This window comes from Mumia sp. zg.B53 (assembly GCF_019550935.1).
GTDB lineage: Bacteria > Actinomycetota > Actinomycetes > Propionibacteriales > Nocardioidaceae > Mumia.
Genome location: NZ_JAHWCK010000001.1, coordinates 333,168 through 352,807, shown reverse-complemented (window position 1 = coordinate 352,807; position 19,640 = coordinate 333,168). Strand labels below are relative to the sequence as shown.

The following is a 19,640-nucleotide window of genomic DNA, read 5'->3' as shown; positions in this document are numbered from 1 at the left end:
CGACCATGACCTGAGAGGTCATCGAAGCTGCGAGATCGTACGCGGTAAGACCGCGGGCGGCGAGGGCTGAGCACGGACCCAGTCCTTCACGGCCGGCGCCGTCACGGCGAGGAACGCGAGGGCACACATCGTCATGGCAGCGAGCACACGGTGCTCCTCCGCCGTGAGAGCAGAGCCTCCGTGCACGACGTAGTAGGTCCATCCCCACAGGGCGAAGAGCGCCCAGAAGGCAGCGCCGAAGGCGAAGACCGTACGCGCCCACCTCACGCCGCAGGCAGCCAGTGCGAGGAGCGCGAGCGGCACCTCGGCCCTGCCCATGCTCGCCAGCTGGCCGGCCGCCAGCGTGCCGCCCGCGGCGATCACGAACATCCGTCGCGTCTCCACCGGCATGGCGCGAGGACTCTTCACAGGTGGGAGAGTATCGGCGCGGTCAGGGCGTGTCACGCGTTCCGTGGGGCGTACATGATGAGCCCGACGCCGACGAGGCACACCAGCGCCCCGGCGACGTCCCAGCGATCGGGTCGGAACCCGTCGGCGACCATCCCCCACGCCAGCGAGCCGGCGACGAACACTCCACCGTAGGCGGCGAGGATGCGGCCGAAGTTGGCGTCGGGCTGGAGCGTCGCGACGAACCCGTACGCTCCGAGCGCCACCACGCCTGCACCGATCCACGCCCATCCCCGGTGCTCGCGCACACCCTGCCAGACCAGCCAGGCACCGCCGATCTCCAAGAGTGCTGCCACGCCGAACAGGACGATCGAGCGCATCACCGACATCGAGAGCTCCTTCGGGAAGGCAGAGAGCTCGATGATCCCAACTCGGGAACGGTCGACACACCGGTGGGCCTCCCCCCTTGGGACAGCGCCGCGCCCTCGTGCCAGCATCGGCATGTGCGAAACGAGAGGCCCCCCACCGTCAGCCCGCGACGTACGGCGGTGCCACCGCTGTGCTCCACCGCGCTCGCGCTCGTCGGACCCGGCAAAGGCCGTACGGCCGTCGTCGTCGGATGTGCCGCCGGCGCCGAGGCGACCGCCCTCCTCGAGCTCGGCTGGACCGTCATCGGCATCGACGAAGACCCAGCCACGTGCGACGCCGTACGTGCGCGAGCCGGCACCGAGGCGCTCGACCGCCTCACCCTGGTCGCCGAGAGCCTGCCGCAGCTGAGCGGTCTCCCCGACGCCGACCTGGTGCACGTGCGTTCCGCACTGCTCAGATCGGGCTCCGAGCAGCTCTGGGCGCACATCCAGGCTGCGCTGCGACCGGACGGCCTCGTCGCTGTGAGGCTCGGCGAGAGCAACGTGTCGAGGTTGCGAGGGTGGGAGACGCTGAGCGAGCGGTGGGTGGCTCCTCACGTCCTCGAGGTCGTCGCACGTCGACGGTGATCGGCGCGCGCGGGGTTAGATAGGGCCATGGACATCACGCGCTTCGGCCACTCCGCCCTCCTCGTCGAGTCTGGACCGCACCGGGTCCTCATCGACCCCGGCACGTTCAGCCGCGACGAGGCCTTCTCCCTCACCGGGCTGGACGCGATCGTCGTCACCCATCAGCACCCAGACCACGTCGATCCGGCCCGCATCGAGCGCCTGCTCGCCGCCAACCCCGACGCCAGGCTGCTCGCGGAGCCGCAGACGGTCGCCGCGTTGGGCGGTCTGGGCGTCTGGCAGCCGCTCGCGGCCAACGTGACCGTCGAGCTGGGACCGTCGCTGACCCTCACGGGCATCGGCTTCGAGCACGCCGTGATTCACCCGGACATGCCCCGGATCGGCAACGTCGGCGTCCTCGTCGAAGCCGAGGACACGCGCCTGTTCCACCCCGGCGACTCCTACGAGTCGGTCCCTCGGGCGGTCGACGTCCTGGCTGTCCCGCTCAGCGCCCCGTGGGCGAAGGTGAGCGAGACGGTCGACTTCGTACGGGCGGTGGCGCCGCGGGTCGTCTTCCCGATCCACGACGGCACCATCTCCGACCTCGGCTATCCCATCTACTGGGGCCGGGTGGCCGAGATGGGCGGCGCAGAGGAGGCCCTGCTGCTCGGGTCGGACGGCACGGCGACGGTGTGAGATGAGCACGGGCGTCGCCGCCTGAGCCGGGACGAGGCCGCCGGTCAGGACTCCAGCATCGCCTCGGCGACGACCGCGTCGATCTCGTCACGGAGCGCGAGCTTCAGCGCGTCCGGCGCGAACGAGACGTCGACCGCGGTGCGGGCGACGTCGGCGAGGTCGGCGAGACTGAGGCCGAAGACGTCGTGGGCGAGCTGGTACTCGTGCTCGAGGGTCGTGTCGAACATGCCCGGGTCGTCGCTGTTGAGCGTGACGACGACACCCGCCTCGTGCAACGCGACGAAAGGGTGCTCCTGGATCCTGGCGACCGCGCCCGTCCGCAGGTTCGAGGTCGGCGCCACCTCCAGAGGGATGCGGCGGTCTGCCAGCTCTGCGACGAGGGCCGGGTCGTCGACCGCCCTGATCCCGTGTCCGATCCGGACGGCTCCGAGCGCATCGAGCGCGTCGCGTACGGTCTCGGCTCCGGTCGTCTCGCCGGCGTGCGGGACGCTCCCGAGACCGATCGCCCGGGCGCGCGCGAAGACCTCGGCGAACTGGGGGCGGGCGACGCCGATCTCGGGGCCGCCCAGGCCGAACCCGACGGTTCCCGAAGGCGCGTACTTCTCGACCCAGTCGATGGTCCGCTCCCCCGACACCACACCGAGCTCGCCGGGGATGTCGAAGATCCACGCCAGCTCGACGCCGCTCTCTCGAGCCCGCTCCCGTCCGCCGACCAGCGCCTGGGCCAGGGCGTCGGGTTCGATCCCCATGAGGAGCTGGCTGTCCGGGGTGACGGTCAGCTCGGCGTACCGGATGTTCTGGGCCGCCATGTCCGCCCCGACTCCCGCGACGAGGTCCTCGACGTCCTCGGGGGTGGTGACGAGCTGGTTGGTCTGGACGTAGACCTCGATGAAGTGGGCGAAGTCGCGGAAGCGGTAGAACTCCCGGAGTGCCTCGATCTCGACAGGGACGCCGACCTGGGGGTGTCTGCGCGCGAGCCCGAGAACGGTCTCGGGAGATGCCGCTCCGAGCAGGTGAACGTGCAGCTCAGCCTTCGGCAGAGCATGCAGGAACGGGTTCACAGGACGGCCGCTGCCAGTCGGCGACACGGCGGTGGGGTTGCTCACCGCGCCATTGAACCACCCCGTACGGTGGGTCGAGGTGCCTTCGCCGTGGCGCGGGCAGCCGTGACCGTACGAGGTATCACACCTCGTGTCCTCGACGATTATCTCATATCTGAGATACGGTGGAGCCCATGACTGACGACTACCTCACTCGGATCGGGAACCTCATCCGAGATGCGCGCAAGCACCGCGGGATGACCCAGGCGGACCTCGCAAATCTCCTGAAGACGAGCCAGAGTGCGGTGAACCGCATCGAGCAGGGCCAGCAGAACCTCTCCCTCGAGATGCTCGCCCGCGTCGGCGCCGCCCTCGACTCGGAGTTCGTGGCCTTGGGCACGTCCGGTCCGAGCCACCTGCGCGTGGCGGGCGAGACGAAGCTCTCCGGCGTGATCGACGTCAAGTCCTCCAAGAACGCCGGCGTCGCGCTTCTGTGCGCCGCTCTGCTCAACGAGGGCCGGACGACGCTGCGCAAGGTCGCACGCATCGAGGAGGTCAACCGGCTCCTCGAGGTGCTGCAGTCGATCGGGTTCAAGACGACGTGGATCGGCGACGAGGGCGACCTCGAGCTGATCCCGCCGGCATCCCTCGACCTGTCGTCGATCGACGCCGAGGCCGCACGCCGTACGCGCAGCATCATCATGTTCCTCGGCCCGCTGATGCACCGCGAGCAGTCGTTCGAGCTGCCGTACGCCGGCGGCTGCGATCTCGGCACCCGCACGGTGGAGCCGCACATGACGGCACTGCGTCCGTTCGGCCTCGAGGTGAAGGCGACCGAAGGCAGCTACCAGGCGACCGTCGACCCGTCGGTGTCGCCGACCCGTCCGATCGTGCTCACCGAGCGCGGCGACACCGTCACGGAGAACGCCCTGCTCGCGGCGGCCCGCCACGACGGCACGACGCTGATCCGCAACGCGAGCCCCAACTACATGGTCCAGGACCTGTGCTTCTTCCTCGAACGGCTCGGGGTCGTCATCGAGGGCATCGGCACGACGACCCTCCGGGTCACCGGGCGTCCGCGGATCGACGTGGACGTGGAGTACGCACCGAGCGAGGACCCGATCGAGGCCATGAGCCTGATCACGGCCGCGATCGTGACCGAGTCGAAGATCACCGTCCGCCGCGTGCCGATCGAGTTCATGGAGATCGAGCTCGCGCTGCTCGAGGAGATGGGCTTCGCCTACGACCGCAGCGAGGAGTACCTCGCGGAGAACGGCCACACCCGGCTGGTCGACATCACCACGTACCCGTCGGTGCTGCACGCCCCCATCGACAAGATCCACCCCATGCCGTTCCCCGGCCTCAACATCGACAACCTGCCGTTCTTCGCAGTCATCGCCGCGACCGCCTCGGGCACGACGCTCCTGCACGACTGGGTCTACGAGAACCGCGCGATCTACCTGACGGAGCTCAACAAGCTCGGCGCCAACGTCAAGCTGCTCGACCCGCACCGCGTGCTCATCGAGGGCCCGACCCGGTGGCGCGCCACCGAGCTCGTGTGCCCGCCGGCGCTGCGGCCGGCGGTCGTCATCCTGATCGCGATGCTCGCGGCCAAGGGCACGTCGGTGCTGCGCAGCGTCTACGTGATCAACCGTGGCTACGAGGACCTCGCGACTCGCCTGAACGCGCTAGGGGCCGAGATCGAGACGTTCCGCGACATCTGAGGAGTGAGGCGAGGGTGGTCGGCGAGGGACGAGCCGGCCACCGGGAGCCATGATGTCGTCGAAGAACCGACAGACGAGCCAGAGGGCTGCATACTAGGGCGGTGACAGCCGCGGTGCCGCCCTTCCTCGCCTCGCCGAAGCCCTTGGCGTACGCCCATCGTGGTGGCGCACACTACGGTCCGAACCTCGGCATCGAGAACTCTCTTGCGGCGTTCGAGAACGCCGTACGACTGGGTTACACCTACCTCGAGACGGACGCGCGGGTGTCGTCGGACGGCGTGGTGTTCGCGTTCCACGACGCGTCGCTCGACCGCACCACCGACCACCGTGGGGAGCTCGCCCGGCTCCCCGCCTCGACGATCGAACGCGCCCAGATCGGCGGACGGGAGCCCGTTCCGCTGCTCCGAGAAGTCCTCGACGCCTTTCCGGACGTGCACGTCAACATCGACGTCAAGGAGATGGCAGCGGTCGCGCCCACCCTGCGGGTGATCGACGACGCGAGGGCCGGCGAGCGCGTGTGCATCGCGTCGTTCTCGCACCGTCGTCTCTCCCGGGTCCGTGCGCTCGCGCCGTACCTCGCCACGTCCGCCTCTCCCCCGGAGATCGCCCGCATGTCGGTCCGTCCGTGGCGGGTGCTTCCGTGGCTGCGCCGGCTGGGGGCGTCGTGCGTGCAGGTGCCGACCCGGCAGGGGTGGCTGTCGATCGTCACACCTCGGTTCGTCGAGACCGCCCACGATCTCGGCCTCGAGGTCCACGTGTGGACGATCGACGACCCCGACGACATGAACCACCTCCTCGACCTCGGGGTCGACGGGCTGATGAGTGACCGCATCGACGTCCTGAAGGACGTCCTGACTGCCCGCGGGCAGTGGACCGGAGGAGACGCACGATGACGACGGCACAGACGAGCGGCCCGACCCCGGCAGCGGCCCGACGCCGGGAGCAGCGTGCGTGGTACTGGTACGACTGGGCCAACTCCGCCTACATCACCAGCGTGGGGACGGTGCTCATCGGCCCCTACCTCACCTCGGTCGCCGAGCGGGACGCGTGCGGTCGGGTCGGCACCGTCGACGACCCGTGCACAAGCCGGGTCGACCTTCTCGGACTCGGTCTGTCGGCCGGCTCGCTGGTGTTCTACGTCGTCACCTTCGCGACGCTGCTCTCCGCGGTGGTCCTGCCGATCGTCGGAGCCGTCGCCGACCGCGTCGAGTCCAAGCGCACCCTGATGGCTCGCCTCGCGTGGGCCGGCGCCCTCGCGACCTGCTGCATGTTCCTTGTCGCCGGCAGCAACTGGCAGCTCGGCGCGGGTCTGCTGATGGTCGCGAACCTCTGCATGGCTGCCTCGTTGACGGTCTACGACGCGATCCTGATCGACGTCGCCGAGCCGGACGAGCGCGATCACGTGTCATCCCGCGGCTGGGCCGTCGGCTATCTGGGTGGAGGGGTGCTGCTCCTGCTCAACCTCGGCCTCGTCCTGGGAGCGGGCGACGTCGTCGGGACCGACACGGCGGTCCGCATCAGCCTGCTCTCGGCCGGTATCTGGTGGGGCGGGTTCACGATCGTCGCGTACCGAGGGCTTCGCGACCATCCGCCGGCCGACCTCGTCGCCGCCGACCCCGAGCATCGACCCGGACTGGTCCAACGCAGCTTCGGGCAGCTGTGGACGACCCTGAAGGACCTCAGGAGATATCCACAGACGCTGCTCTTCCTCGTCGCCTACCTCTTCTACAACGACGGCATCCAGACCGTCATCTACTCCTCTTCCATCTACGGGCAGAAGCAGCTCGGCTTCTCGCAGGAGGTTTTGATCGCCACGATCCTCCTCGTCCAGTTCGTCGCGATCGCGGGCGCTCTCTTCTTCGGGCGCGTGGCACGCAGCGTCGGAGCGACCCGGACGATCATGGGCGGACTCGTCGTGTGGATGGTCATCGTCTGCGTCGGATACGTCCTGCCTGCAGGCCAGGTCGTGCCCTTCCTCGCGATGGCGACGGGGATCGGCATCGTGCTGGGCGGCACGCAGGCGCTGTCGCGCTCCTTGTACTCCCAGATGATCCCCAAGGGACGCGAGGCCGAGTACTTCAGCCTCTACCAGGCCGCCGAGCGAGGGACGAGCTGGCTCGGTACGCTGGTTTTCGGCCTCGTCCACCAGCTGACGGGGTCGTACCGTCCGGCGATCTTCGCGCTGATCGTGTTCTTCCTGGTCGGATTCGTACTCCTGACGCGGCTCGACCCCCGACGTGCGATCCGCGAGGCCGGCAACACCGTCCCCGCCGTGGTCTGACGGCGTGGCCTAGGACACGATTCGCTCTCAGGGGAATCTCACGAGCCCCCGATACGTTGGACAGCGTGTACGGAAACGGACACGTCTCGTACCACCATGTTGTGATTCATTGTCGGGAGGGCATTAATGGCTGAACGCGCACTCCGGGGGGCGCGCCTCGGAACCCAGAGCTTCGAGGACGAGCGTGGCGTCGAGATGGCGCCGCGGCAGGACGTCGAGTACGTCCTCCCTGACGGTAAGACATTCACGATCACGATGGCCGACGACGCGGAGATCCCCGCCGAGTGGGAGGACCCGCGCACCGGAAAGATCGGTCGCCTCGTCGACGGCACCGAGCCCGAGCACAAGGACGTCAAGGCCCCGCGTACGCACTGGGACATGCTGCTCGAGCGGCGTTCGATCCCCGAGCTCGAGGAGATCCTGACCGAGCGCCTGGAGCTTCTGCGCGCCGGCGAGATCGGCCCGGCGCACCTGCACCGCCCGGCGAAGTCCAAGGCCAAGGCCAAGGCTCGCAAGCGTACGGCCTGACCGACAAGCTCCCGACCTGATCCCCCGGATCGCCTGGGTCGCACCGTCTCCCCCCATGGTGCGGCCCAGGCTTTTGTCTGTGCCCGGGCCTGCCGGCGTTTACGGGGTCGGCGGTGGGAAGGTCCGCTGCGGTGTGTTCGGCGCCGGAGCGGGTCGCGCTCGGCTGCCCGGCAGGTCGTCGTCCTCGATGACCTCGCCCTGGACCACCGTGCTCGACGCGTCCGCGGGACCGGTGCGGCCACCTCGGCTCGTTGGGCGGCCGAAGCGGTCCACGACCACCCAGGCGCCCTGGCTCTCGACCCATCGTCGTGTCCGGCTGCGCACGAGCCGACGGACCGGCGGCAGCATCAAGAGGAGCCCGGCGAGAGCAGTGAGGAATCCGGGTACGGCGAGGAGGATGCCGGAGAGCACGGTCAGCGCTCGCCCGTCCCCACCGGTCGGCACCGCACCCTCACGGGCGGCCTGACGCATCGCCTGCCAGCCACGACGCCCGGCCTCGCGCAGGACGAGCACCCCCACGACGGTGAGGGCGAGGAGCACGAGCAGCGTGGGGCCGACGCCGATCAGCCGGCTCACTCCCACCGCGACGGCGATCTCCGCCACGGGCAGCAGCAAGAACGCGGCTGCGATACCTCGACGCATCGACTTCCCCTCTCGCCCCGGGACGCTCAGAACTCTCGGTGCCTTACGACGAGCGTACGCGGCGCAGCCAACGGGTGCGGTCGTGCAGTCCCCAGCCCGTCACGCGCCAGAGCGCCTCACGGACGATCCCGCCGTCCATCTTTGACTCCCCCGCCACGCGCTCGACGAACGTGATCGGGACCTCGCGGACGTCGTACCCGGCACGGACCGAGCGCCGGGCCAGGTCGACCTGGAAGCAGTAGCCCTGCGACGCGATCTCGTCAGCCAGCAGGTCCTTGAGGACCGCGCCTCGGAACGCCCGGTATCCCCCCGTGGCGTCACGCAGCGGCAGACCGAGCGCCACTCGCGCATAGAGATTGCCGCCGCGTGAGAGCACCTCGCGCTGCTTGGGCCAGTTGACCACCGAACCCCCGTCGACCCAACGCGAGCCCAGGACGAGATCGGCACCGGCGTCGATCGCGTCGAGGAGACGATAGAGCTCCTCCGGCTGGTGGGAGCCGTCGGCGTCCATCTCGACGAGGACGTCGTACCCACGCTCGAGGCCCCACGCGAACCCTGCGAGGTAGGCCGCGCCGAGACCGTCCTTGGTGGTGCGGTGCATGACCTGGACCGAGGGGTCCGCGGCGGCCACCTGGTCGGCGAGATCACCGGTCCCGTCAGGCGAGCCGTCATCGACGACGAGCACGTCCGCGTCGGGCTGCGCGCCACGGACACGCCCCACGATCGACTCGACGTTCTCCACCTCGTTGTAGGTGGGGATCACTACCAGGGACTTCACCGTCGACGTACCTTCCTTCGGATTCCGCTCAGCAGCACGAGGGCGACCGTGAGCGACGCGGCCGCCTCTATCCAGATGCCGAGCCGCGTGCCGGTCGTGACCGCCGTGGCGGCCTGGATCTCCTCGGCGAGATAGCCCGGCTCCTCCTGCGGCGCCGTCGCCTGAACCGTACCGTCTGGACGGATGAGACCGGAGATCCCGTTGGTCGACGGCACGGCGACGTACCGCCCCGACTCGATCGCGCGCAGCCGCGAGATCTGCCACTGCTGCTCGGGCTGGGAGGTTCCCGTGAAGGTCGCGTTGTTGGTCTGCACCACGAGCAGCTCCGCCCCGCCGAGCACCGCGCTGCGGGCCAGCCCGTCGAAGACCACGTCGAAGCACATCATCGTGCCGACGACGCTGTCGCCGATCGGGAGGGAGCCGGACTCGTCACCGGGGAGGATGTCGCGTGGGATCTCCTCCGCGAGGAGCGGCACCAGCCACTCGGAGAACCCCCGAAACGGCACGTACTCGCCCCAGGGGACGAGGTGCTGCTTGATGTAGCGGTCGCCGGGCCCGGTCACCGGGTCCCACACGAGGCCGGCGTTGTACGCCGTATCTTCTCGGGGTCCATCGAGGATCGCACCCACCAGGATCGGGGCGCCGACGTCACGCGCCGCACGGGTGATCGCCTCGCCCGCCGCCCGGTCCGTCGTCGGGTCGATGTCGGAGGCGTTCTCCGGCCACAGGACGAGGTCGGGCGGAGGGAGAGCGCCACTGCGCACCTGAGCCGCGTACGCCGACGTCACGCGGACGTGGTTCTCGAGGACCTGGCGCTGCTCGCCGTACCAGGACGCGCCGGTCCCGGGAACGTCACCCTGCACGATCGCCACCTGCATCGAACGACCGTCCCCGGCGATCCCGACGGGAAGCACGGCACCGACCGCGAAGACAGCGCCGACGGACACCGCGCCCAGAGCCAGCCGACGCACGCGTCCCGACTCGGCGCGCCAGCACAAGAACGCCCACACGGCCAGCGCCGCCGTCAGGAACACCGCTCCCGACAGTGCCGAGACCCCCAGCCAGCGCGCGATCGGCGCCAGCGGCGTGTCCACCGCGGCAAACGCCAGCCTCCCCCACGGGAAACCACCGAAGGGAAACAGGCTCCGCAGCATCTCCGCCGCCATCCACGCCAGTGCGCCGAGCACCGGCCAGGCTCGCAGGCGCGCCAGTGCCGCGAAGGCGGCACCGAACGCGCCGTAGAAGAGGCCTTCGAAGGCGGCGAGGGCGACGTACGCCCCGGGGATCTCGAAGACCAGCACCCAGGACAGCAGGACGAGGAGGAACGACGTCCCGAACGCCCAGCCCAACCACGCCCCCACGCCGACGCTCGCGCCACGAAGGGCGACCACCAGCAGGATCAGGCCTGGCCACACGGACCATGGCTGCGAGACCGGCGCGAAGCCGCACGACACGACCAGGCCGGCCGCCACAGCAAGGGCGGTGCGCCGGAACCAGGTCCGGTCGGCGAAGGAGAGAGCACGAGGCACAGGTCAACGCTACCGGGAGGTGCCACCGACGGAGCGGCGAGAGGGAGGTGACCGTGCGAGAAAGTGATCCGCCAGAGGCCCGGCGCCCTTCGGACCAGCAGAAGCTGTTGTCTAGTGGGCGCCAGGTGCCTCTGGCGTGAAGCCTCTCCCCGTGATACCGCCAGCATCCGAGAGGCGATCAGATACGACAGTGCCCTCCCTGACCGCTCGTGTCAACACTCAGGCGACGCTCGAGGCCATCTCGTACGCGGTGCGTCCCGACACCACCGTGCGGACGCACCTCGCCTCGCCGGCGACGGCCGCCTCGGCCGCCTGCGCTCCCGTCGGGACCTCCCAGAACGCGAGATGTGCCGCCGCCCCCGGCTCGAGCCGGCCGGTGCCGTCGATGCGGGCGGCCCGCCATCCGCCGACGGTGTGCGCATGCACCGCCTGTGCGAGCGACAGCGCTTGCCCGCCCGCCTGCGGCCTCGTCGCCGCCGCGATGGCGTGCCACGGCGCGAGCGGAGTCACGGGGGCGTCGGAGCCGAAGGCGAGCGGGACGCCGATCGCGGCCATCGCCGCCAGCGGGTTCATCCCGTGCGAACGGTCCTTGCCGAGACGAGCGGCATACATCCCGTCCGACCCGCCCCACGCGGCGTCGAACGCCGGCTGGACGCTGGCGGTGACCCCGAGCTGGGCGAGCAGCTCGAGGTCGGCCCCCGACGGCATCTCGAGGTGCTCGACACGGTGGCGCGCGGCGCGCAACGTATCGGTCCCGAGGACGTCCCGTGCACGACGCAGACCCTCGACCAGGGTGGCCGACGCTCGATCGCCGATGACGTGGAAGCCCGCCTGGAGGCCGGCGCGCGTGCACCCGACGACGTGCTCGGCAACCTCGTCCGCCTCGAGGTACTGGTGGCCGATGGTCGATGGACGGTCGTCGTACGGCTCGTGCAGCGCAGCGGTGTGCGAGCCCAGGGAGCCGTCGATGTTGAGGTCTCCCGCCAGGCCCGCCACGCCGTACGCGCGCGCGTCCGCATAGGCGTCGCGCGCACCCCAGTAGGTCACCACGTGCGGCAGGACCTCGGACGCGGCCAGCGCACGCACCACGTCCACGTCCTCCAGCGGCGAGATGTGCGGGGCGGCGTTCTCGTGGACCGAGACGATGCCGGCTGCGGCCGCCGCACGCAGGGCCGTACCGATCGTCGCCGCACGGTGGGAGGGATCGGACAGCGTCGCCAGATGCTGGCGTACGAGGTGGTGGGCGTCTCGCTCGACCCGTCCGCCGGCGCTCCAGCCGTCAGCCTCTCGCAGGCCGTGGACCCTGCTGACCAGGGAGGCCGAGACGACGCCCGAGTGCCCGTCGACGCGTCCCAGGTAGACGGGACGCCCACCGGCGGCGCGGTCGAGGTCGGGACCGGTGAGCGTGCCGTCGGGCCAGGACGTGTCGTCCCACCCCTGACCGTGCACGACGACGTCGCCAGAGCGGGACGTGTGGACGCCCAGGCGTTCGAGCGCCTCGACCCGCGAGCGCGCTCCTGCGAGGTCCAGACCTCGCAGCGCGTGACCGGTCATCGCCAGATGGACGTGGGCGTCGACGAATCCGGGCGTCAGCAACGTCCCGTCGAGCGCTCGGACCTCGGTCGCACCGTCGACCCACGACGCGGCGTCGTGGTCGTCACCGATCCAGGCGATCGTCTCGCCCTCGACAGCCAGCGCGGCAGGACGGCGGCGGTCCAGGAGACTGACCCCGCGGTACAGAGTCCGGCCGCCACCCATCAACGCACCTCGGAGGCCCCGGGCCCGGTCGGTGTGTCGCCGTGGAGCGTGAGGTCGTGCTCGTCGGTGCGAAGGTCCAGCCAGAAGTAGACGTTGTCCCACCGCTGGTCGCCGATGGCGACGAAGTCGGGGATCCTGCCGTACTCCTGGAATCCGAGGCGCTCGTACAGCGCCATCGCCGCGTGGTTGTTGCCGCGTACGTCCAGGGTGAGGATCTCGATGCCCGACTTGCGGGCGTAGTCGATGAGCTCGCCGACCAGGCGTCGGCCGAGGCCGGCCCCCCGCGCACGGGACGAGACAGCGACGCGGCCGATGTCCGCGTGCGGCTGCTCGGTCTCGCCCATCCGGCGTGACCAGTACGCAAACCCGACGACACCGCCCTCGGCGTCCTCGGCGACAGCGAGGCAGGCGTCGTCGAGGTCGCTCTCCTGCACCAGGTCGCCGAGAAGGTCGCCGACGTCGGACCGGCTCGGTGGCTCCAGCCATCCGAGCGCGGCACCCTCCTCCACCAGCTCGGTGATCAAAGCGTGCAGCGAGTCCAGCAGCTCAGGCTCTGGGTCGGTGACACGTCGTACGGTGAAGGTGGCCAGGTCGGCCATACTAGGGTCAGCCTCCGATCGGGCGGTTCTCGTAGTAGGTGGACAAGACGATGGTGCTCCTGGTCGAGACGTTCGCCGCCGCCCGGATCTCGGCGAGCAGCCCTTCCAGGGCAACGGTGCTCGGCACCCTGACCTTGAGCACATAGCTCTCCTCCCCCGCGACCGAGTAGCAGGCCTCGATGGCGTCGAGGTGCCGCAGCCGCTCTGGGGAGTCGTCAGGCTGGCTCGGGTCGATGGGACGGATGGAGATGAAGGCGCTGAGGCCCAGGCCGACCGCCGCCGGGTCGAGCTGGGCCTGGTAGCCACGCACCACTCCTCGCGCCTCGAGCCGCTTGACACGTTGGTGGACAGCACTGGTGGACAGGCCGGTGGCCCGTCCGAGGTCGGTGAAAGACATCCGGCCGTCAGCAGACAGTAGCCGGACGATTTGCGCGTCGGTATCCTCCACGTGCGACAGGATATCGACCGCGGCCCGGGAGGCGACGATCTGACCGGTGTCAGAGACGTCGTCTCTCACGTCAGTCGAGCACGACGAGGTCGCGGGTGGTGAGGTTGAGACGCTCGAGGCCGTCGTCGGTGGTCACGACGATGTCCTCGATACGGGCACCGTGACGACCCTCGAGATAGATCCCGGGCTCGATCGAGAACGCCATCCCCGGCTCGAGTGCGAGCTTGTTGCCGGAGACGATGTAGGGCTCCTCGTGGGTCTCGAGCCCGATCCCGTGGCCGGTGCGGTGGAGGAAGGCCTCGCCGTAGCCGGACTCCGCGATCACGTCGCGGCCGACCGCATCCACCGACTGCGCCGAGACGCCGGGGCGGGCGTACGCGCACTGCGCGTCCTGAGCTCGGCGGAGAACCTCGTAGTAGGCGAGGAAGTCCGCCGGTGCCGAGCCCCCGGCGACGTAGGTGCGGGTCGAGTCGGAGCAGTAGCCGGACGGCATCACTCCGCCGATGTCGACGACGACGGGGTCGCCGCGCTCGATGACGCGGTCAGAGACCTCGGCGTGCGGCGAGGCCCCGTTGGGTCCGGAACCGACGATCACGAACTCGACGCTCTCGTGGCCCTCGGCCAGGATGGCCTCGGCGATGTCCCGGCCCACCTCCCGCTCCGTGCGGCCGGGTCGAAGCCACTCCCCCATGCGCGTGTGGACCCGGTCGATCGCGGCGCCGGCTTCGCGGAGGGCCTCGATCTCGTCGGGCGTCTTGCGCGTCCGGAGCGGCCGCAGCACGCCGCCGGCGAGGACCTGGTCGGCGTCACCGAAGGCGAGGCCGAACGCAAAGACACGCTCGGCCCACATGTGGTCGTCCACGGCGACACGTCGGGCACCCTTCGCTGCTGCGTGGGCGGCGGCGTACGGGTCGTCGGTCTCCTCCCAGCCGACCAGGGCGATGCCGTGCTCCTCGACACCGGCCTCGACCGCCATCGCCACCTCGAGACGCGGAAGGACCAGGACCGGGTCGCCCTCGGTCGGCAGCACCAGGCAGGTCAGACGCTCGAGCGGCATCGCGGCGAACCCCGTGAGGTAGCGCAGGTCGGCACCGGGCGTGACCAGAAGAGCGTCGATTCCGGAGTCCTTCGCTGCCGCCCGGGCAGCGTCGAGCCGGCGAGAGATGTCGGTGGTCATGCCCTCGAGACTACCGGCGGCGCCCCGCGGGCCCTCAGGGCGCCGTCAGGGCAGCTACGGCCCGCTCGGCCGGACGGCCGAGACCCCAGGCCTCCGCCAGCTCCGCCATCTCGCGGATCTGCTCGGTCGTCACGGGCCGGAGCGTCAGGTCGACATCGAGCGGCAGGTCACGGACCACCTCGACGACTCGAGGCGCGACCGCGAGATAGTCCGCGGCCGCCAGGAGGTTCTTACGAGCCCGCGGGGCCATCTGGACGTGCCGGTCCGCGGCAGCCTCCACGATGCCCGCCAGGTCACCATGGGCGGCGAGGAGGGTCGCGGCCGTCTTCTCGCCGATCCCGGCCACACCGGGCAGGCCGTCGGACGGGTCGCCGCGCAGCACCGCGAAGTCGGCGTACTGGGCCGGCTCGATGCCGTACCGGTGGCGGATCCACGCTGCGTCGACCGACTCCAGCTTGCTCATCCCCTTGGCCGGGTAGAGGACGCGCACGCCACGGGCGTCGTCGACGAGCTGGAACAGGTCGCGGTCACCCGTCACCACGTCGACGGGGCCGTCCCAGGTGGTCGCGAGGGTGCCGATGACATCGTCGGCCTCGTAGCCGTCGGCACCGACGACGGGGATGCCGAGGATCTGGAGGGCTCGGGCGATCACCGGCACCTGGACGTCGAGGAGGTCGGGCGTCTCCTCCACGTCGGGGGCCGACGCCTGGGCCTCCTCGACCCGGTGTCCCTTGTAGGACGGGATGAGCTCGACGCGCCACGCCGGCCGCCAGTCGTTGTCCCAGCACGCGGCCATCGCATCCGGCTCGAGCGAGTCGACCAGCGTCGCGACGAAGTCGAGCATCCCTCGTACGGCGTTGACGGGCGTGCCGTCGGGCGACCTGAGGGTGTCGGGCATCCCGAAGAACGCCCGGAAGTAGAGGGAGGCCGAGTCGAGCAGGAGCAGCTTCTGCTGGGACATACCCGCACCGTAGCGGGCGGCGGCGACGGATCGCCTCACGACGTACGACAGACAGCGCCAGGTGGCGGGCCTTCTCGTACGCTGAGGCGATGATCGCAGCGTTCAGCATCAGCCCGGCGACCGCCGACGACGCCGGCGGGGTGGGGGAAGCCGTTGCACGGGCCGTCGCCGTCGTCCGCGCGAGCGGCCTGCCTCACGAGACCAACGCCATGTTCACCAACATCGAGGGCGAGTGGGACGAGGTGATGGACGTCGTCAAGCGTGCCGTCGAGGCCGTGGCCGACGTCTCGCCACGGGTGTCGCTGGTGCTCAAGGCCGACATCCGTCCGGGACGTACGGGACAGCTCTCCGAGAAGGTCCAGCGGATCGACGAGCTGCTCGGCGAGGAGTGACCCGCGAGCGCCCGAGAGTGACCCGCGAGCGGTCCAGGAGTGACCCGCGAGCCCCCGAGAGTGACCCGCGGGGCTACTCGGAGACGGAGGAGTAGGCGATCACGCCGCGGCGCAGCAGGTCTGCGGCTGCCCGCGCCTTCTTGCGCAGCGCGTCGTCGGTGGCCGCCGCGGCAACCTGCTCGATGACGTCGAGGAGCTGCTTGATCGCGCGGACGAAGTCGCCGGCGGCCACGTCGTTGGACTCCAGGACGACGTCGAGGTCGTAGCCCGACGCCCACTGCCAGGCCGTCCAGGCGAAGCCGAAGTCGGGACGCCGCAGGAACGACAGCCGGTGCGTGCGCTCCACCTGCTCCAGCTCGGCCCAGGTGCGCGCCATCTCGTCGGCGACGATCGCCGCGGTCCCGCGCGGGAACCGTGGCGGGCCGTCCCCCTCGGGGTTGCGTGACTCGTACGTGAGCCCGCTGAGCACCGCGGCGAGCTCGGCAGGATCCAGGTCGTCCCACGTGCCGCGCCGCAAGCACTCCCCTGCGAGCAGGTCGAGCTCGGAGTAGAGACGCTGCAGGCGCCGGCCGTCCGGGGTCACGGTGTCGCCGTCGAGGTAGCCGAGCTCGTCCAGGACCTCGCACACCCGGTCGAACTGCCGAGCGACGGTGTTCGTCCGCTGCTCGATCCGCCGGCGCTGGTTGGCGGTGTCGCGCTCCAGGCGGAACCACCGCTCGGCCCAGCGGGCATGGTCCTCGCGGTCGGGGCACTGGTGGCACGGGTGATGCTTGAGCGTGTCGCGGAGCTCGTCGATCTCGGGATCGTGCACCGGGGCGCCCTTGCTCCGGCGCGCACTCGGCAGATCGAGGTCGCGCGTCTTCTGCCGCAACGTCGACGCGAGATCGCGTCGCTGCTGCGGGTTGCGGGCGTTGAAGGTCCGCGGGACCTGCATCCTACGGACGGGGGTGATGGGCGACGGGAAGTCGACCAGCCCGAGCCGGCGCGCATGCCGGTCGTCGGTGAGCACGAACGGACGGGGAGCGCTGCGGTCCTGGGTGCCGGGGTCGAGGATCACGGCCCAGCCTGCCCACCGCCCGGCGGGCACCGCGATCACGTCGCCGGGGCGGAGCCGTGCCAGCGAGGCGGCGACATCGTCGGCGTGCGCGGAGCGTCGCTTGCGGGACGCGTTCTGCTCGAGGTCCTTGATGCGGCGGCGCAGCGCGGCATACTCCATGAAGTCACCCCTGGAGCAGGTCGCCGCCTCGGCGTACCCCGCGAGTGCCTCCTCCGCCTTGTGGACCTGGCGCGCGAGCCCGACCACCTGTCGGTCGGCCTGGAACTGCGCGAACGACTGCTCGAGCATCTGCCGCGCGGTCGCACGACCGACCTGGTGGACCAGGTTGACGGCCATGTTGTACGACGGGTGGAAGGACGACCGGAGCGGATAGGTGCGCGTCGACGCGAGGCCCGCGACGTGCTTGGGATCCAGACCCGGCTGCCAGAGCACGACCCCGTGTCCCTCGACGTCGATGCCTCGACGTCCGGCGCGACCCGTGAGCTGCGTGTACTCCCCCGGCGTGATCTCGGCGTGCGTCTCGCCGTTCCACTTCGTCATGCGCTCGATGACGACCGAACGGGCGGGCATGTTGATGCCCAGCGCCAGCGTCTCGGTGGCGAAAACGGCCTTGACGAGGCCCTGGCTGAAGAGGTGCTCGACGACCTCCTTGAAGGTCGGCAGCATGCCCGCGTGGTGGGCGGCGATGCCGCGGGCGAGCCCTTCGACGAAGTCGGCGTAGCCCAGGACCTCCAGGTCGGCCGGCGGGAGGTTGTCCGTCGCGGAATCGACGTAGGCGCGGATCTCGCGCTCCTCGGCCGGTGAGGTGAGCCGCAGGTTCGTCGACAGGCACTGTTCGACGGCGGCCTGGCACCCGGCGCGGCTGAAGATGAAGGTGATCGCCGGGAGCAGCCCCGCCGCGTCCAGGCGGTCGAGGACGTCGACCCTGTTCGGCGTGTAGTTGCGGGAGCGGTGCCGGTGGGCCCCGTACGACTGGCCGCGCTTGCCGCGCTTCCCCGGCCCGCCGCCGGCGCGTCCGACCTGACGCATCCGCCACTCGTCGCGGGCGATCCGTTCGAGCTCGGTGTTGACCTGCGCACCCTCGGCGGGGTCACCCTCGAACAGGTCGTACAGGCGCCGCCCGACGAGGACGTGCTGATAGAGCGGGACCGGACGACGCTCGGAGACCACGGTCACGGTGTCGCCGCGCACCTCGCTGAGCCAGTCACCGAACTCCTCGGCGTTGGAGACCGTCGCCGACAACGACGCCACCTGCACGGACTCCGGGAGGTGGATGATGACCTCCTCCCAGACCGCACCGCGGAAGCGGTCGGCGAGGTAGTGCACCTCGTCCATGACCACGTAGCCGAGACCCTCCAGCGTCCGGGAGCCGGCGTAGAGCATGTTGCGCAGCACCTCGGTCGTCATGATGACGATCGGCGCCTCGCCGTTGATCGTGTTGTCGCCGGTCAGCAGCCCAACCCGGTCGGCACCGTAGCGCTCGACCAGGTCGTGGAACTTCTGGTTCGACAGCGCCTTGATGGGCGTCGTGTAGAAGCACTTGCGGCCCGTGGCCAGCGCGAGATGGACCGCGAACTCACCCACGATGGTCTTGCCGGACCCGGTCGGAGCCGCGACGAGGACTCCGTGGCCGTTCTCCAACGCTTCGCAGGCCTCGACCTGGAACGGATCCAGATCGAACGCGTACAGACTGGCGAACTCAGCAAGGAGAGGTTTGGCCTGCGCAGCCCGGAACTGGGCATATCGCTCCGCCGGTGAGGTCATACCTCCAGCCTACGGGGCGCTCCTTGGATCGTCGGGAGCGTCGAGGTCGCTCGGGCGCTCGTCCTCGAGGCGGTGCTCGACGGTGATGTCGGACATCTCGTCGTCGGAGACGGCGAGGCCCTCCGCGACGGCACGCTTGGCCCTCCGGCGGTCGGTGAGGTGCGCGATCCCCTCCGCGATCAGGAAGAGAACCGTCATCGGCAGCGCAAGGACCACCATCGTCAGCGGGTCTGTCGACGGGGTCGCGATCGCGGCGAAGACGAACGTCGCCACGATGATCCAGGAGCGGGCCCCGGCCAGCTGGCGGCCGGACACCGCTCCCATGCCGTTGAGGAGCACGACGAACAGCGGGATCTCGAACGCCACCGAGAACACCAGCAGGATGCGCAGCACGAAGCTGAGGTAGTCCGGGAGCGCATTGAAGTTGGAGGCGAAGTCGGGCGTGAAGCCCATGAGGAGCTCGATGCCCTTGGGCAGCACCAGGTATCCGGTGACGAACCCGATGATGAACAGCGGACCGGCGATCGCACAGAAGAGGATCGTCCAGCGCCGCTCGTTGCGGTGCAGCGCGGGCACGATGAACGCCCAGATCTGGTAGAGCCAGACCGGGCTGGAGACGACGAGCCCTGCGACGAGCGAGATCTTGAGCGCGAAGGTGAACGGGTCCGCGATCCCCGAGAACGTCAGGGCCTCGTTGATGTCGCGGCCGTTCTCCTCCAGCGTCTCGACGGCCTCGAAGTACGGGACGGTCAGGAAGTCGAGCAGCTGGTCGTAGAAGAACGCCGCGACGACCGTGCCTGCGACGATCGCCAGCACGGCCCTGAGGAGACGGTCACGCAGCTCACGCAGGTGCTCTGCCAAAGGCATCGTGCCGTCGGGGGCAGCGGCCGGTTCGGACCGCTTGC

At 70.1% G+C, this 19,640-nt stretch carries 20 protein-coding genes; 7 read left to right on the top strand and 13 right to left on the bottom strand.

Going from position 1 to position 19,640, the window contains the following annotated elements; translation table 11 throughout:
* Positions 1 to 18 precede the first annotated feature (18 nt).
* Entirely contained in the window at positions 19 to 408 is a 390-nt protein-coding gene (locus KV102_RS01725) for a hypothetical protein (protein WP_220345113.1), read from the bottom strand.
* Between the two features lie 32 nt (positions 409 to 440).
* Positions 441 to 776: a YnfA family protein gene (locus tag KV102_RS01720; protein WP_220341714.1), complete on the bottom strand. Its 336-nt coding sequence runs from the start codon at positions 774 to 776 to the stop codon at positions 441 to 443.
* Between the two features lie 114 nt (positions 777 to 890).
* Between KV102_RS01720 and KV102_RS01715 the strand changes: the two genes are divergently transcribed.
* Positions 891 to 1,382: a methyltransferase domain-containing protein gene (locus tag KV102_RS01715; protein ID WP_220341713.1), complete on the top strand. Its 492-nt coding sequence runs from the start codon at positions 891 to 893 to the stop codon at positions 1,380 to 1,382.
* Between the two features lie 27 nt (positions 1,383 to 1,409).
* Positions 1,410 to 2,057, top strand: coding sequence for an MBL fold metallo-hydrolase (locus KV102_RS01710; protein WP_220345112.1), 648 nt, complete (start codon positions 1,410 to 1,412; stop codon positions 2,055 to 2,057).
* A 44-nt stretch (positions 2,058 to 2,101) separates the two neighbouring features.
* Here KV102_RS01710 and add read toward each other — a convergent pair whose 3' ends face one another.
* Positions 2,102 to 3,163, bottom strand: coding sequence for an adenosine deaminase (gene add, locus KV102_RS01705; protein ID WP_308289326.1), 1,062 nt, complete (start codon positions 3,161 to 3,163; stop codon positions 2,102 to 2,104).
* Positions 3,164 to 3,291: 128 nt separating this feature from the next.
* Between add and KV102_RS01700 the strand changes: the two genes are divergently transcribed.
* The 4 genes from KV102_RS01700 (at position 3,292) to KV102_RS01685 (ending at position 7,630) form a co-directional block, all read left to right on the top strand.
* Complete coding sequence (locus tag KV102_RS01700; protein ID WP_220345111.1) at positions 3,292 to 4,821, top strand: UDP-N-acetylglucosamine 1-carboxyvinyltransferase; 1,530 nt, start codon at positions 3,292 to 3,294, stop codon at positions 4,819 to 4,821.
* A gap of 101 nt (positions 4,822 to 4,922) precedes the next feature.
* Positions 4,923 to 5,714, top strand: a complete 792-nt coding sequence (locus KV102_RS01695; protein WP_301022444.1) for a glycerophosphodiester phosphodiesterase — start codon at positions 4,923 to 4,925, stop codon at positions 5,712 to 5,714.
* Positions 5,711 to 7,102, top strand: a complete 1,392-nt coding sequence (locus KV102_RS01690) for an MFS transporter (protein WP_220341710.1) — start codon at positions 5,711 to 5,713, stop codon at positions 7,100 to 7,102. Before KV102_RS01695 ends, KV102_RS01690 begins: the two co-directional genes overlap by 4 nt.
* Before the next feature lie 126 nt (positions 7,103 to 7,228).
* Entirely contained in the window at positions 7,229 to 7,630 is a 402-nt protein-coding gene (locus KV102_RS01685) for an RNA polymerase-binding protein RbpA (RefSeq protein WP_220341709.1), read from the top strand.
* A gap of 99 nt (positions 7,631 to 7,729) precedes the next feature.
* Here KV102_RS01685 and KV102_RS01680 read toward each other — a convergent pair whose 3' ends face one another.
* The 8 genes from KV102_RS01680 to KV102_RS01645 form a co-directional block, all read right to left on the bottom strand.
* Positions 7,730 to 8,272: an FxsA family protein gene (locus KV102_RS01680; protein ID WP_220341708.1), complete on the bottom strand. Its 543-nt coding sequence runs from the start codon at positions 8,270 to 8,272 to the stop codon at positions 7,730 to 7,732.
* 43 nt (positions 8,273 to 8,315) lie between these two features.
* Entirely contained in the window at positions 8,316 to 9,050 is a 735-nt protein-coding gene (locus KV102_RS01675) for a polyprenol monophosphomannose synthase (protein WP_308290199.1), read from the bottom strand.
* Positions 9,047 to 10,579 (bottom strand): apolipoprotein N-acyltransferase, encoded by a 1,533-nt coding sequence (lnt, locus tag KV102_RS01670; RefSeq protein ID WP_220345110.1) that lies wholly within the window; start codon positions 10,577 to 10,579, stop codon positions 9,047 to 9,049. The genes KV102_RS01675 and lnt overlap by 4 nt, the downstream gene beginning before the upstream one ends.
* A 219-nt stretch (positions 10,580 to 10,798) precedes the next feature.
* Positions 10,799 to 12,337: an amidohydrolase gene (locus KV102_RS01665; protein WP_220345109.1), complete on the bottom strand. Its 1,539-nt coding sequence runs from the start codon at positions 12,335 to 12,337 to the stop codon at positions 10,799 to 10,801.
* The gene (locus KV102_RS01660) at positions 12,337 to 12,936 is read right to left on the bottom strand and encodes a GNAT family N-acetyltransferase (RefSeq protein WP_220341705.1); all 600 of its coding nucleotides are present in this window, start codon (positions 12,934 to 12,936) and stop codon (positions 12,337 to 12,339) included. The genes KV102_RS01665 and KV102_RS01660 overlap by 1 nt, the downstream gene beginning before the upstream one ends.
* 7 nt (positions 12,937 to 12,943) lie before the next feature.
* A complete protein-coding gene (locus tag KV102_RS01655; protein WP_220341704.1) occupies positions 12,944 to 13,384 on the bottom strand; it encodes an Lrp/AsnC family transcriptional regulator in 441 nt (146 codons plus the stop codon).
* A gap of 70 nt (positions 13,385 to 13,454) precedes the next feature.
* Positions 13,455 to 14,561 carry a Xaa-Pro peptidase family protein gene (locus KV102_RS01650; RefSeq protein ID WP_220345108.1) on the bottom strand — a complete coding sequence of 369 codons (1,107 nt, stop codon included), beginning with the start codon at positions 14,559 to 14,561 and terminating at the stop codon, positions 13,455 to 13,457.
* Between the two features lie 34 nt (positions 14,562 to 14,595).
* Complete coding sequence (locus KV102_RS01645; protein ID WP_220341702.1) at positions 14,596 to 15,522, bottom strand: 5'-3' exonuclease; 927 nt, start codon at positions 15,520 to 15,522, stop codon at positions 14,596 to 14,598.
* Positions 15,523 to 15,611: 89 nt separating this feature from the next.
* On the opposite strand from KV102_RS01645, the gene KV102_RS01640 reads away from it, so the two are divergent.
* Entirely contained in the window at positions 15,612 to 15,914 is a 303-nt protein-coding gene (locus KV102_RS01640) for a thiamine-binding protein (protein ID WP_220345107.1), read from the top strand.
* Between the two features lie 73 nt (positions 15,915 to 15,987).
* Here the strand turns inward: KV102_RS01640 and KV102_RS01635 are convergent, their stop codons facing one another.
* Both KV102_RS01635 and tatC read right to left on the bottom strand, forming a co-directional pair.
* Positions 15,988 to 18,735 (bottom strand): RNA helicase, encoded by a 2,748-nt coding sequence (locus KV102_RS01635; protein ID WP_220345106.1) that lies wholly within the window; start codon positions 18,733 to 18,735, stop codon positions 15,988 to 15,990.
* Between the two features lie 9 nt (positions 18,736 to 18,744).
* Entirely contained in the window at positions 18,745 to 19,602 is an 858-nt protein-coding gene (tatC, locus tag KV102_RS01630; RefSeq protein WP_220342502.1) for a twin-arginine translocase subunit TatC, read from the bottom strand.
* Positions 19,603 to 19,640: the final 38 nt, after the last annotated feature.

Bases quoted from the DNA above. Each gene is read 5' to 3' on its own strand.
- KV102_RS01720 (WP_220341714.1), bottom strand. From the start codon at position 776: ATGTCGGTGATGCGCTCGATCGTCCTGTTCGGCGTGGCAGCACTCTTG.
- KV102_RS01710 (WP_220345112.1), top strand. From the start codon at position 1,410: ATGGACATCACGCGCTTCGGCCACTCCGCCCTCCTCGTCGAGTCTGGA.
- KV102_RS01700 (WP_220345111.1), top strand. From the start codon at position 3,292: ATGACTGACGACTACCTCACTCGGATCGGGAACCTCATCCGAGATGCG.
- KV102_RS01690 (WP_220341710.1), top strand. From the start codon at position 5,711: ATGACGACGGCACAGACGAGCGGCCCGACCCCGGCAGCGGCCCGACGC.
- KV102_RS01685 (WP_220341709.1), top strand. From the start codon at position 7,229: ATGGCTGAACGCGCACTCCGGGGGGCGCGCCTCGGAACCCAGAGCTTC.
- KV102_RS01680 (WP_220341708.1), bottom strand. From the start codon at position 8,272: ATGCGTCGAGGTATCGCAGCCGCGTTCTTGCTGCTGCCCGTGGCGGAG.
- KV102_RS01665 (WP_220345109.1), bottom strand. From the start codon at position 12,337: ATGGGTGGCGGCCGGACTCTGTACCGCGGGGTCAGTCTCCTGGACCGC.
- KV102_RS01660 (WP_220341705.1), bottom strand. From the start codon at position 12,936: ATGGCCGACCTGGCCACCTTCACCGTACGACGTGTCACCGACCCAGAG.
- KV102_RS01650 (WP_220345108.1), bottom strand. From the start codon at position 14,561: ATGACCACCGACATCTCTCGCCGGCTCGACGCTGCCCGGGCGGCAGCG.
- KV102_RS01645 (WP_220341702.1), bottom strand. From the start codon at position 15,522: ATGTCCCAGCAGAAGCTGCTCCTGCTCGACTCGGCCTCCCTCTACTTC.
- KV102_RS01640 (WP_220345107.1), top strand. From the start codon at position 15,612: ATGATCGCAGCGTTCAGCATCAGCCCGGCGACCGCCGACGACGCCGGC.
- KV102_RS01635 (WP_220345106.1), bottom strand. From the start codon at position 18,735: ATGACCTCACCGGCGGAGCGATATGCCCAGTTCCGGGCTGCGCAGGCC.
- tatC (WP_220342502.1), bottom strand. From the start codon at position 19,602: ATGCCTTTGGCAGAGCACCTGCGTGAGCTGCGTGACCGTCTCCTCAGG.